Source organism: Xanthocytophaga flava (assembly GCF_030068545.1).
Lineage (GTDB): Bacteria > Bacteroidota > Bacteroidia > Cytophagales > 172606-1 > Xanthocytophaga > Xanthocytophaga flava.
Genome location: NZ_JASJOR010000041.1, coordinates 1 through 14,162 on the forward strand (window position 1 = coordinate 1; position 14,162 = coordinate 14,162).

The window sequence follows — 14,162 nt, forward strand, 5'->3', positions numbered from 1 at the left end:
ACGCGTTACGCACCCGTGCGCCACTGGTATTGCTACCCGTTCGACTTGCATGTATTAGGCCTGCCGCTAGCGTTCATCCTGAGCCAGGATCAAACTCTCCATAGTATATGAAGTTTTGTCCTTTATTACTATTGCTAGTGATAAAGAACAGTGTCTGTCCCGATAACTCTCTTATTAAAGGAATCAAGTTGACGGTTTGTTTTCAATCCTACGATTTTAACAAAACCTTACCTTGCTTTATTTGCTTGCTATCTTTTGCTTCAATCACTCAAAGAACTTCTCTTCCGCTTTTGGAAGATAGACCTATATACTAGGTAATACTTATTTTTTTACTCTTTTTTCTTTGCTTAAAAAAACCTGTATAAAATTTGGTTTTCTTATTTTGGATTCTTACTTTTACTTTACCACTCTTGTTTTTCTCTCTTTCAGAATCGGGATGCAAAGGTAAGTTTCTTTTTCTTTTCTGTCAAGTATTTTGTGAAAATTTATTTTTTTATTTTTTCACTACTTAACTTCTTATCGCCTCTACCTTCTACTTACTTTATTTCTTCTTTTTCTTGTTTCTTTCTTCACTATGTGTGAATCGGGATGCAAAAGTAGAAGTTGTTTTTGACTACTGCAAGAAAAAACTAAAATTTATTTTCTTCTTTTTTTCTTACTCTGTCCGTGATCTTCTCTTGATTTGCGAACAGGGTTACAAAAGTATATGACCCAATCCTATTCTCCAAATAATTATGAAATATTTTTCATCACAAATTAAATGAAAAATACTAATTAGCTGTTTTTGGGCTTCTTATATATAGGAACAGTACTACAAGGTTCACCATACATTATACTTTGTGCGACTGGACGTAGCAATCTGGTAATTTCTACATAGGCATAAGAAGGTATAGGTAGATCTCCACACCCTTTCACAACAACTTTAGCATTGATATAATTTTCAAGTGAGATTTTTGAAAGCGCATCCTGAAATAGAGCTTGCTCCAAATTCTGAAGATCTCCAAAAACAACTTTATTCACATAAGGCTCAAGATATGTAGTAAGCAGCATATAAGCCCAGACTGGAACAATGGCATCTTCAGAACATAACACTGCTACATTTTTTCCAGCATAGTTACTCCAGTCATGCTCCTTAAGAAATTGACGAAAATCTTTTTCTTTTAATATTAACCCCTGAAACAAATTGTCTTTTAAATCATATACTACCCTTTCCCCTAGATGATAATAATCTGCCAGATCTAATGTGAGCAATCCGCTACTAGCAACCCGATTTATAATTTCTGTTTCCGTATCCATAACTAGTCTCTTTGGATTTTTATGATAAAGGCTTAGTACTTACAAACTCTTTTAAATAAAAAGGCTCAAATGTTTCAACATCTTCCATTTGATTTGCTAGGAAATATTTCCAAGCGATCTCTCCTACATATATAGCTGAAGGAATAATAGTATTTATGAAACTAGCATTAGAATGTGTTATCTTATCCTTACACTTTATAGCTCCATCACCAAAAAAGATTATTTTCTTATTAACTAAGAGATCATCAAAAGAGTTCTCATCAATAATCTTTGCTTCAACAGGTGAAATGACCTCTCCTGCCATATTATAGACAGCACAAAACACCTCCATCCTTCGTGCATCTATCATAGGGCAAAACAGATAATCATTTATAGAAAAAAAGCGTTTTACATCTTCTGTCATTACCTCTAGTGTATTAACAGCTAACAAAGGTATCTGCAATGCATAACAAAGTCCTTTAGCAGTAGCCACTCCTATTCGCAATCCTGTATATGAACCAGGGCCTTTCGCCACAGCAACTGCTTCTAAATCTTTCAGAAGATATCCCGAATCTCGTATTATCTGTTCAATTGCAACTGTTAATACCTGTGATGTGGCCTTTTCCACTAAAAACTGAAAAGTTGCAAGTAATTTACCGGATTGGTGCAATGCCACGGAACATGCTTTGACAGAAGTTTCTATACTTAAAATGAGAGCCATATCCAGAAAAACGTAAACGGTTAAACCTACAACATGATAACTTGTCTAGTTAATAGGTAGGTCTAAAAAGCAAAAACCACATCTTTAAAAGATGTGGTTTGCAGGGCTCCCGAAGCTGGGCTCGAACCAGCGACCCTCTGATTAACAGTCAGATGCTCTAACCGACTGAGCTATTCGGGATTAACAGGGCTGCAAAACTAATAATAGGACCTATATTTGTCAAGAGGTAGCCCTATTTTTTTTAATATTTTCTTCTTAGTGTAGTCATAAAAGGCTAATAAACCACTAATAAACAAACACTTACGCATTAAAAAAAATTATATTTTTTTTTTAAGTTTAATACTCGCTCTATTGAAAACTGGATTTGTTTCTTGCTTTTCATTCTTCTTATCGGTAGATTACTTACTACTTCATGTATAGACTTTGTATCACTTTATTCATAAATGCTATAAACTTAACTATTCATTTGTTCTTATGGATATAATTAGAAGATAACTATACACGTTTAATGAAATGCGAGCCTGAGTAGATTAAACTCCACAATTTGTTTTATTATCCATCCTATTTTCTTTTTGCCTGATGAATCTGCGTTTATATGTTATTAGTTTGTTTTTATCCTCTCTATTAGGGGGTGTTGTGGCATTAACTGGTTATAAAATGCTATTTCCTGGAATTGAAAATGAGACAATCGAACAAAAGCAAAACCGCTTTTTTGCATCTCCTGTATCAAATTACAAAACTGACACATCTTTTTCTGTTAAGGTACCTGATGGACTTAACTTTGTATATGCAGCAGAAAAAGTAAAGCCTTCAGTTGTACATATTAAAACCAGATATGAACAAGTAAGTGTCCCTTCACCTGAAACTGTTGACGAAAATGAGGAAGGTTCTGACGACTGGTTCCATGATTTTCATGGTTTTGACGGACCATTCAAAGGGTCTGTTCCTAGAGAATCTGCAGGTTCAGGAGTAATTATTTCACCAGATGGCTACATTGCAACGAACAATCATGTTATTGAAAAAGCCTCTGAAATAGAAGTTATTCTGGAAGATAAACGTAGTTATAGTGGTACTGTAATAGGAACAGATCCAACAACCGATCTTGCATTGATAAAAATTGAAGAAGAGAATCTTCCTTTTGTTAGATATGGAAATACAGACCAATTACATATAGGTGAGTGGGTTCTTGCCATAGGCAATCCTTTTGATTTAACTTCCACTGTTACAGCAGGTATTATCAGTGGAAAAGGACGTAACATAAATATTTTAAAAGATAAAGATAACCTCCAAATTGAGTCCTTTATTCAAACAGACGCTGCTGTGAATCCTGGTAATAGTGGAGGAGCATTGGTTAACCTTAAAGGAGAATTAATGGGAATTAATACTGCTATAGCATCGAATACGGGTATTTCACAAGGATATTCTTTTGCTGTTCCGGTTTCACTTACAAAAAAAGTGATGGATGATTTGCTTCGCTACGGATCTGTGCAAAGGGCATTGTTAGGTGTACATATTCAGGATGTTGATGCAAAAAAAGCAAAAGAGAATGGATTAAAACAAGTTAGAGGTGTTTTGGTTGAAGATATAAATGAACAAAGCGCTGCACAAGCAGCAGGAATCCGATCAGGAGATGTTATCTTTAAAATAGATAGTCATATCATTAATTCTATGACAGAGTTACAAAGTATTGTAGGTACTTACCATCCAGGTGATAAAATAGCGGTTTGGTTTGAACGCGAAGGAGAGGAACAGAAAACATGGGTTACTTTGCGCAATAGTAATGGAAATACGTTATTACCTAAACCTAAATTTGCAAAAACAATTAACATCTTTGGTGCGGATATGGCTCCTGCCAGTCCACTTGAAAAAAAGGCATTAGGGATTGGAAATGGAGTAAAGATTGTACGAATAGCAGAAGGTCGTATAAAAGATGCTGGTATGAGAGTAGGCTTTATTATTACTGAAATGGATAGTCATCCGGTTACATCAGCAGAAGAAGTTTTCAAAATTATCAATAACAGCCAGCGCGCCATTGTTGTAGAAGGCGTATTTCCAAATGGAACTAAAGGTTACCATGCAATAGCACCCTAATATCTCATCCTTACATTTAGTATACTCTAAGTGTAAGGATGCACTTTCTTTAAGAGATGATTCATTTCTGCGCATAGTTCACGGCAGATCATTTTTTAGCAATGACATTTTGGTTCATTGAATGGCTGAGAATTTGCGTTTTGTTCACTGCAGTTTTTGTTTTTGACCTGAACTCCAATCATTTTTTTGTTTGTGCATTATTCACCGCAATTTTTTTGAGTGGTATTCAACTCAAGCATCCAACTGCAGTTAATTCTGTCCATATTATTTGGGTAGGCAAGTATTAGCTATAATCTGAAATGAATCATGTATTTTTGACAACCTAAAACTTAATTTGTTCTTATTCTACTTTCAAGCTTATTTATCTTATGCAGGATTTTTTGAAACAATTAAATATAGATTCTTATAACCCAGCATATAGTACTGGTTTAAATTGGGGTTCCACCCTATCTGACCGACAAAAGGAGATATCTTCTCCTGTTGATAATAAACTCATTGCATCAGTACAATGGGCCACAACAGAAGAATATAATCATGTGGTTCAAACAGCAGAAGCAGCATTTATACAATGGAGACAGATACCCGCCCCCAAAAGAGGAGAAATAGTACGACAGATTGGAGAGGAACTTCGTAAACATAAAATAGCTCTTGGTCGTCTGGTTAGTTATGAAATGGGCAAAATTTACCAGGAAGGTTTAGGGGAAGTTCAGGAAATGATAGATATATGCGATTTTGCTGTTGGTCTATCCAGACAATTGTATGGATTAACTATGCATTCGGAAAGGCCGCTTCATCGTATGTATGAGCAGTATCATCCATTAGGAATCGTTGGAATTATTTCTGCCTTCAATTTTCCTGTTGCTGTCTGGTCATGGAATGCTATGTTAGCTGCAGTGTGTGGAAATGTTTGTATCTGGAAACCATCTGAAAAAACACCGCTGACTGCGATTGCTTGTCAACACATTATAAGTAATGTACTCAAAAATAATAATGTACCTGAAGGTGTTTTTAATTTAGTATTAGGAGACGCAAGTATTGGACATAGTCTTGCATCAGATAAACGAGTTCCTCTCATTTCAGCCACAGGTTCTACTCGTATGGGACGCAAAGTGGGTGAAACTGTGGCTAATCGTTTGGGTAAATCATTACTGGAGCTTGGAGGAAACAATGCAATTATTATTACTCCCAACGCAGATCTGGAAATGGCAATACGAGCTGTAGCTTTTGGTGCGGTAGGAACCTGTGGTCAGCGTTGTACATCTACACGACGATTAATTTTGCATGAATCCATCTATCAAACAGTTGTAGATCGATTGGTAAGTATTTATGCTAAATTACCTATTGGCAATCCACTAGAGGATGGAGTTCTTGTAGGACCACTTATTGATAAACAAGCTGTTAAAAATTTTACTCAAGCACTTGATGAAGTAAAGAAATCAGGTGGTAAAATCCTGGCTGGAGGAGAAGTTTTATCAGGAGAAAAATACAACACAGGAACTTATGTAACACCTGCATTGGTCGAAGCACAGAATGATTATCCAATAGTTCAGCAGGAAACGTTTGGGCCTATTTTATACCTTATTCAATATAAAGGTAACCTTGAAAATGCCATTGCAATCCATAATGATGTACAACAAGGCTTATCTTCTGCTATTTTTTCACTTGATTTGAGAGAAGTTGAAACATTTCTTTCGTATGCAGGCTCAGATTGTGGTATTGCAAATGCTAATATCGGAACGTCTGGTGCTGAAATAGGTGGTGCATTTGGTGGAGAAAAAGAAACTGGAGGAGGAAGAGAATCTGGCTCTGATGCATGGAGAACATATATGCGCCGTCAGACAAACACTATTAACTATAGTAAAGAATTACCTCTTGCTCAAGGCATTACATTTGATATATAGTATTTTTCACAAAGAATTAGTAAAGGGTTTTAAGAATATTATTTTCTGGCGGTTAATAAAATTCTCATTGTTATTAATTATTCTATTTATCTATCTGTTCTATAAGTGAAAGAATAAATGTAGATATATAATCTCTTTTTTGTAATTTCCTTGCAATTAATGTTTAAAAAACCATATTTTTGAAAAAAACGCACTTAATAATTGTCTGACTATCAACAATATAAAGATTATTTGCATTTTTAAATATTTTTGTCACCTTGTAATGATTTGGCAAAAATTAAACTTTGGAATTGTTACTGAATATTATACCTTGTAGCCGATTTTAAACCAAGACGCATTAAAATAGTTTATATTATGGCAGAAAATACTCAGAGGTTCAACACCATTATGTTGATTGACGACAATGAGATTGATAACCTCATAAACCAGAAGATTATTGAATCGGCAGGTATTGCCAAGCATATTTTTACCCATACTGGCGGGAAAAGTGCGATTGAGTTTTTGAAAAATATGGAAAAAATTGCTGCCGTAACTAACAACGTAACCTTACCTGAGTTAATTTTTCTGGATATAGATATGCCTCTGATGGATGGTTTTCAATTTTTGGATGAATTTGAGAAATTATCAAAAGAGACAAAAGAATATTGCAAAATCGTTATGCTCACTTCTTCTATAAACCCACAGGATATGAGCAAATCTAAAAAATACGATTATGTAAAGAAATATGTAAATAAACCTCTCACTCAGGATAGTCTGAAAAAATTAGGAATCTAAAGACAGTATCCTGCCAGATACAAAACCTACCTGTATTCAATACGAGTACAGGTTTTTTTATTTCTTCCTGTAAAGTTTTACAAAAAGCTGGCTCAAATTTCCGAAAAAACCTGTTCTTATTTTTGTGACAAATAGAATCTCTTACCTCTATTTTGAGGTTTTTGTACTTTCCTATATTTTTGACAAAAAGCAACCAAGTTCCCTTTCTATCTCAAACCTTATTTTCGGTAATTTCTAAAGCTACACGTCAATATTAAAACAGTAGCTTCAGTTATAAAATTTACCATAAAATACAAATACATGCAGATACCTTTTCTCCTCTATCTTCGCAAACAGAAGATAGGATTCCTTATTTTTATATTATTTGTTGTTGCATTTTGCGTTCTTAATGCCTTTGATGGTTATGATTTTAATGTATATTTATACACAGCTCGTAGGCTGAGAAACTTTGAAAATATTTATCAACCACCTTTCCTCAAAGGATTACAATATTATTATAGCGTCTTTTTCGCCTTGGTGTTGATCCCTTTCTCATATTTTCCTCCTATTATTCCTAAAATAATATGGGCTTTGTTATTGGCATTTTGGCTTTATAGGGTCTGGCAATTATCAATGGCTTATTTTACTATTTCCATTCTTTCGGAAAAGGCTAAGAAATACTGGACAATTTTAGCATTCTTTTTAATTGTACGCTTTATAATGTACAATTTCCCAATGCTTCAGCTAACAATATTCCTATTGTGGGCAACCCTTGAAGGTTTGCGACTATTTCGAGAGGATAAGTTTATAAAAGGAGGTATTCTACTAGGGCTAGCAATCAACATTAAACTTTTACCTGCTTTATTCTTACCTTATCTGCTTTATAGAAAAGAACTCAGAGGCTTCTTCATAACTATTCTAACATTCATAGTCTTGCTTTACCTTCCTGGTTTATTTTTAGGGATAAAATTTAATCAATATTTGTTGAGTGAATGGTGGCAGATTATAAATCCTTCCAATAGCGAGCATACCATAGAAACTGACCTCAGTGCTCACAGCTTAACAAGCCTTATACCTGTCTATCTTACCAATGCGCCAGGCCAACTACCTATTAAGCGTAACTTTCTTGATTTGAGCTATAATAACACATTACTTGTATTAAACATTAGCAGGATATTTTTTGTCCTATTAACCCTTGTGTTTCTTCGAACACTTCCATTTAAAAAGAATGTGTCTGTTTTAAAAGACTACTGGGAATATACATACTTATTTATCTGTACTCCACTATTATTTCCTCACCAACAAAAATATGCATATATCTATTTATTTCCTGCTATTATCTATCTTCTCTATTATTTTATAGTACATTTTCAATTTCAAAAGAGTAAAGAAATCTATTTCCCATTGGGAATATTCATTTTAGCTTCTTTGTTCTTTACTCCTATAATTGGTAGTGATATAATTGGGCGATATTTTTATGATGTCTTACAGCACTTCCGTATTCTTACTATAGCCACAATCCTGCTTATACCCGTATTATTAATGTGCCCTCCTTCAAAGGTCGAACTTTTAACTAAAAACCAGTAATGCCGTTTTCCCATTAAAAATAAATTCCTATAAAAACAAACACCTCTAATTTCAACATTAGAGGTGTTTGTTTTTATAGGAATAGTTGTTACCTTCTAAGAAGAGAGTCTTGCAACAAAGCTTTCATCCATTTTAATTAATGTAATTACAGTAAATCCTTTTACATTGATTTTTTGTAATTTATCAATTAATCCACGAATCTTAGCAGCTTTTCCGTTTTTGCTATCATACAAGGAAGTTTTCATTATCTTGGTGAAGATAAGCATATGTTCACACTCATCTTTACCCATAATCCGAATCTGGCGCTGGATACTGTTAAGAAGCTGACTAAATAATTCATAGTCATTAAGTAAGCAATATTGTAATGCCAACAATAATTTTACTTCCAAATGAGCAATCGGATATTTCTTCAGACTCATCTCATTTAACAAATTATTTACCCAACGCGCTGCCTCATCATATTTTTTTGAATAATAACAACATACAGCTCTATATACAACATATCCTGTATATTTTGGCAAATCATAAGCATCTGCTTCATAATCCTGGAACAAACCTTCGTTCTCTTCATACATAGTCTGCTCTGTATCCAGGCGGATATGCCGTTGTACTTTTGTAAAAAGGAATTGTGCAGGATATGTATATAAACTGTAGTTGGTTAATAAAGTACTGGCAGCATCATTTACTTCATCAAAATATTTTTCAGCTTTCTTATATACTTTATAGTGTGTATAGTATTCCAGTTTTAAAAACTCAAATACCAGTTTCAGGTGATAGTATACAGTATCCAGATTGTATTGCTGGAATATTTTTTCAACATTATTCAGCACATCTTCAATTGGCTCCTGATCATCATCCAGATTTTCTGTGTTTTCTACAAACAAACGATGGAAAATGCTCATGCAATTCTGATACACATACAAACGGTGTGATTGATACAATTTACACACGTTTTCCATTTCTTTGTTCAGATAGGTCAACTCCAGTTTCTCAGTCTCTGTACCAGAAAGAGTATAGTTACCATACTTTTTGAAATACTCTGATAATAAATCTTCAGCCTTATCAATGGCCAACATATAGGCCACGTGACGGTTGTAACTTTGAGAGTAGTTGTAGAAGTCTGGCGAATTGATGTGCAGTTTTTTAAGACTTTTATAAATAATTGTTAATTCGTTGGAAAGATCATAATCCAACAGCTCTTTTTCTAGCTTTTTTAATGTTGCTACGGCAATAGCCCTCTTTTTTGTAAAAAGGATTTCAGTAATATTGGCAACTTTCTTCAACAAGTCTGTACGTGGACTCTCCATTTGTTGAAGAAGGTATTCTTCAATTTTTTGATTCAGGCGCGAACGCAACGTATAATACGCATTTGTATTTACGTCTAGTTGTTCCATGATCTTACTATCAGACAATTGCTTCTCACGCATAAACTTTAGAAGGTATGCTGACTTTTCAGCATTACTTGTCATCAGTTGGTTATAGATGGCATCGTAATCTTCCGGAGACAATTGCTTGATAATATTTTTGAGCTTTGCCATAGTAATTAAATTAGTAAAAACGTATGTTGTTAGGAGTATTGTTTATCAGGTTCGGACACAAAAGTCTTTAATAAAACTATATAAGTAAAAAAGTATTTCCGTCCTGAGAAACTATTAAATGAGCCAATTTATTTTCTTTTTAATGTAAAACGTATTCCATTAGTCTATACAAATACCTTGTTTTACAATAAGTTATACTATTGTGTTCCAAGTATACTAATTTTTTTTTATTATTTATTCTCTCTACATTTTTTATCAAACCAGTCTATGTCCTCCTTCTATATGTCCATATTTCCTACACATTCCAGGCTTTTTTCGTTTTGTTTCTGAAAGTTAATAAGTTCAATGGTGTTTGTGCAATTTCTACCTATCAGGTTACTTGTAAGAATATTTTTTTTCTTTCTAATCTATCAGGCATTTTAGGTATCTTTTTACAAAAAGTTATCATTTCAATACATCTCATTTTTATAAATATTGGCAAAAATGAGTTACCACAAAAAAAGTACTATTCACAGCACAAACATAACAAAACTAAGCCAGAACTTTGTCTAGTTCATTTATGTTCTTGTGGAAAATAAATAGATTCTTTCAAAGATCTATCATACCACTTGTAAAAACTACGCATTGATTTTAATAAAAACTCACAAACGGAGCTGTTTTAGGATTTAAATCTCATAGACATATAGTATAAAAACAGCCAATAATAACTAATTGAGGGGTGTTTTCCAGAAGCTTTTTAAGCACCATTCCCCTTTCTTTTATAAATTTGTAATTTCAATCTACTATTTACGACATTGAAGAGTAAAGATTTTCTTCAGTTATATCGCGAAGATAGTCTGGTTCAGACCATTGAAAGATTATTCGCATATAACATTCAGAATCCAGCGCATTTGCAATGCAAAGGGATTGTGGGTAGCCTTGATGCAGTATTGGCAGTAGCTTTATACCTCAGAAATCCACAAACTCATCTATTTATCTTACACGAGAAAGAAGAAGCTGCTTATTTTCTAAATGACCTTCAAAATTTATTGCCAGATAAAGAAATTTTGTTTTTTCCTACCTCGTATAGAAAACCCTATCAATTCATAGAAACAGATAATGCTAATATACTTCGTCGGGCAGAAGTACTGAGTCAGCTTAGTTTAGGAGGGAATGAACTTATTGTTACATATCCTGAAGCATTGACAGAAAAAGTTATTAGTCAGAAATCATTGGTACAAAATACTTTTGTAGCTCGGGTAGGTGAGAAACTGGATACCAATTTTATTGCAGAATTTTTGCTTAGCTATGATTTTGATAAAACTGATTTTGTTTATGAAGCAGGACAGTTTTCCATTAGGGGTGGTATCGTAGATGTTTTCTCTTTTGCAAATGATTTACCGTATCGAATTGAGCTATTTGGAGACGAGATAGAAAGTATTCGTACATTTAATCCTGATACCCAATTATCTGTTGCAACCGTATCACAAGTATCCATTGTCCCTAATATACAAAGTAAAGTAACTGTTGAATCCAGAGAAACTTTTCTCAGCTTCCTTCCAAAAGATGTCGGAATTTGGGCAAAAGATATAGAGCTTACTCTTGAGGTAATTGAGAAATACTTTGAGAAAGCAACAGAAGCTTATGAGGCAGCCAAAGAACCTCGGCTTATTTCGAAACCTGAAGAGCTGTTTGACACGCGACGCAATTTCCTCAACCAGTTAAAGGAAAAGCGTGTTATTGAGTTTGGTAAAAAAGCTTATTTCAAGAACGCCGAAAAAATAGAATACTCTGCATCTGCACAACCCTCATTCAATAAAGATTTTAATTTGCTGGCAACAAACCTTCAGGACAATCTCACCCATGGATATATTAATACCATTGCCGCAGATTCAATCAGACAGCATGAACGATTGAATACTATTTTTCAGGAAATCAATCCTTATATTAATTATCAATCTCTGAACCTTGCCTTTCGGGAAGGATTTGTAGATCATAATACAAAAATTGCTTGTTATACAGATCATCAGATTTTTGATCGTTTTCACCGCTACAAGGCTAAGGAACGGTTCTCCAAATCAAAGGCAATGACCTTACGCGAATTGCGGACCTTGCAGCCAGGTGATTATGTTACTCATATTGATTATGGTATTGGAAGATTTGCAGGATTGGAAAAGATTGAGGTAAACGGTAGCCAGCAGGAAGCGATTCGGCTTGTATTCCGGGATGATGATCTTCTATATGTAAGTATTTACTCACTTCATAAAATAGCAAAGTATACAGGAAAGGATGGCAATCCACCACAGATGAGCAAACTCGGCTCACCAGAATGGGAAAATAAGAAATCAAGGATCAAAAAGCAGGTTAAGGATATTGCCAAAGAACTTATCAGTCTATACGCCAAACGAAAAGCAGCACCAGGATTTGCCTACTCCAGAGATAGCTTTTTACAAGCAGAACTTGAATCTTCCTTCTTGTACGAAGATACACCGGATCAGGCCAAAGCTACAGCAGATGTGAAGAAAGATATGGAACAAGCTCATCCTATGGATAGGCTTGTCTGTGGTGATGTTGGTTTTGGTAAAACAGAAGTAGCGATACGGGCAGCATTTAAAGCAGCTACAGATGGTAAGCAAGTTGCAGTACTAGTACCGACTACTGTACTTGCTATGCAGCATTACAAAACATTTAAAGAACGACTTGAAAAGTTTCCAGTTCGGGTAGAATATGTCAATCGATTTAAAACTACTCAACAAATTAAGGAAACGCTACAAAAGGTAGCAGATGGCAGCATAGATATTCTTATAGGGACGCATCGTCTTGTAGGAAGTGATGTCAAGTTCAAAAATCTGGGACTTCTGATTATTGATGAGGAGCAGAAATTTGGTGTCAAAACCAAAGATAAATTAAAAGAAATGCGAGTGAATGTAGATGTGCTTACATTAACAGCTACTCCGATACCTCGTACTCTTCATTTCTCTTTGATGGGAGCACGTGATCTTTCCATTATTGCTACCCCACCGCCAAATCGACAGCCAGTAACTACTGAAGTACAAACATTCAGTGAAGAAATGATTCGGGATGCCATCAGTGAAGAACTGCGTCGTGGAGGTCAGGTATTTTTTGTCCATAACCGTATTAATGATATTGTTGAACTTGGCGATACTATATTACGATTAGTTCCTGATGCTAAAATCGGCGTGGCTCATGGACAGATGGAAGGGAGCAAACTTGAAAAAACTATGTTGAAGTTTATCGATGGAGAATATGATGTATTGCTTTCTACCAATATTATAGAATCAGGTCTGGACATTCCAAATGCAAATACAATCATTATCAACAGAGCCCATCAGTTTGGATTAGCAGATTTACACCAGATGAGAGGACGTGTAGGCCGCAGCAATCGCAAGGCTTATTGTTATTTGTTAACCCCTCCTCCTACTTCACTAAGTTCTGATTCCAGAAAAAGACTACATACTCTTGAAGAGTTTTCAGATCTGGGAGATGGATTTAAAATCTCTATGCGAGATTTGGATATTCGTGGGGCGGGAAATTTGCTGGGAGCAGAACAAAGTGGATTCATTTCAGATCTGGGTTTTGAAACATATCATAAAATATTGGATGATGCTATTCAAGAACTAAAGGAGGACGAATTTAAAGAACTTTTTGCAGATGAACTCAATGTAAAAGAATTAATCACAGATTGTGTGATAGAGTCTGATCTTTCTATTATCATTCCTGAGACCTATGTCCCCAGTATTTCTGAAAGGCTGAATCTTTATTCGCAACTAGATAATATAAAAGAAGAAGTAGAGTTAGAGAAATTTACAACCGAAATAATTGACAGATTTGGGCAAATGCCAGAAGAAGTAAAAGATCTAATTGAAATGGTTCGTCTCCGTTGGATAGCAGAAAGGCTGGGCTTTGAGAAACTAACATTAAAAAATGGAAGTATGAAGGGTTATTTTGTTCCGGCAGATAACGAAAAATACTTTAAGTCGGATGTATTTGGTAATATTTTACTGTATATTCAGCAAAATCCTAAGAAATGCAGGCTTAAAGAAGCAAAGGACAAACTTATACTGATATTTGACGAAATTAAATCTATAAGTCAAGCAAGAGATATCTTATCACTGATAGATGAGAAGGTAAAAATGGCTGTATAGCTTGGATGATAGTTAGTCCTTAGATATATGCTTCCAGAACAATTCTCAGACAGATAGCTATTGTGGGAGTTCTTAGTATTTTACAGTACTATTGGAAGTAAATCAGACAATATTATACCTACTCTATTCGTTTCAATGGGTGTTAAATAAG

The 14,162-nt window shown here is 34.6% G+C and carries 8 protein-coding genes, 1 tRNA gene and 1 rRNA gene; 5 read left to right on the forward strand and 5 right to left on the reverse strand.

The features are described 5' to 3' along the window. The 4 genes from QNI15_RS34935 to QNI15_RS34950 form a co-directional block, all read right to left on the reverse strand. A 16S ribosomal RNA gene (locus tag QNI15_RS34935) occupies nucleotides 1-105 on the reverse strand; the annotation flags it as partial. Between the two features lie 669 nt (nucleotides 106-774). Further along, nucleotides 775-1,296, reverse strand: a complete 522-nt coding sequence (locus QNI15_RS34940) for a DUF2480 family protein (protein ID WP_314036479.1) — start codon at nucleotides 1,294-1,296, stop codon at nucleotides 775-777. Between the two features lie 19 nt (nucleotides 1,297-1,315). Then, the gene (gene tsaB / locus QNI15_RS34945; RefSeq protein ID WP_314036481.1) at nucleotides 1,316-1,996 is read right to left on the reverse strand and encodes a tRNA (adenosine(37)-N6)-threonylcarbamoyltransferase complex dimerization subunit type 1 TsaB; all 681 of its coding nucleotides are present in this window, start codon (nucleotides 1,994-1,996) and stop codon (nucleotides 1,316-1,318) included. A gap of 106 nt (nucleotides 1,997-2,102) precedes the next feature. Next, nucleotides 2,103-2,176, reverse strand: a tRNA-Asn gene (locus QNI15_RS34950). Between the two features lie 399 nt (nucleotides 2,177-2,575). Here QNI15_RS34950 and QNI15_RS34955 point away from each other — a divergent pair. The 4 genes from QNI15_RS34955 (at nucleotide 2,576) to QNI15_RS34970 (ending at nucleotide 8,328) form a co-directional block, all read left to right on the forward strand. Beyond that, the gene (locus tag QNI15_RS34955; protein ID WP_314036483.1) at nucleotides 2,576-4,087 is read left to right on the forward strand and encodes a trypsin-like peptidase domain-containing protein; all 1,512 of its coding nucleotides are present in this window, start codon (nucleotides 2,576-2,578) and stop codon (nucleotides 4,085-4,087) included. Nucleotides 4,088-4,455: 368 nt separating this feature from the next. Next, nucleotides 4,456-5,988 carry an L-piperidine-6-carboxylate dehydrogenase gene (gene amaB, locus QNI15_RS34960; RefSeq protein ID WP_314036485.1) on the forward strand — a complete coding sequence of 511 codons (1,533 nt, stop codon included), beginning with the start codon at nucleotides 4,456-4,458 and terminating at the stop codon, nucleotides 5,986-5,988. A 354-nt stretch (nucleotides 5,989-6,342) separates the two neighbouring features. After that, nucleotides 6,343-6,762: a response regulator gene (locus QNI15_RS34965; RefSeq protein WP_313981585.1), complete on the forward strand. Its 420-nt coding sequence runs from the start codon at nucleotides 6,343-6,345 to the stop codon at nucleotides 6,760-6,762. Between the two features lie 300 nt (nucleotides 6,763-7,062). Continuing rightward, nucleotides 7,063-8,328, forward strand: a complete 1,266-nt coding sequence (locus QNI15_RS34970) for a glycosyltransferase family 87 protein (protein ID WP_314036487.1) — start codon at nucleotides 7,063-7,065, stop codon at nucleotides 8,326-8,328. A 95-nt stretch (nucleotides 8,329-8,423) separates the two neighbouring features. Here the strand turns inward: QNI15_RS34970 and QNI15_RS34975 are convergent, their stop codons facing one another. Continuing rightward, complete coding sequence (locus QNI15_RS34975; RefSeq protein ID WP_313981580.1) at nucleotides 8,424-9,866, reverse strand: hypothetical protein; 1,443 nt, start codon at nucleotides 9,864-9,866, stop codon at nucleotides 8,424-8,426. A gap of 794 nt (nucleotides 9,867-10,660) precedes the next feature. Between QNI15_RS34975 and mfd the strand changes: the two genes are divergently transcribed. Beyond that, entirely contained in the window at nucleotides 10,661-14,011 is a 3,351-nt protein-coding gene (gene mfd, locus QNI15_RS34980; RefSeq protein WP_314036489.1) for a transcription-repair coupling factor, read from the forward strand. Nucleotides 14,012-14,162: the final 151 nt, after the last annotated feature.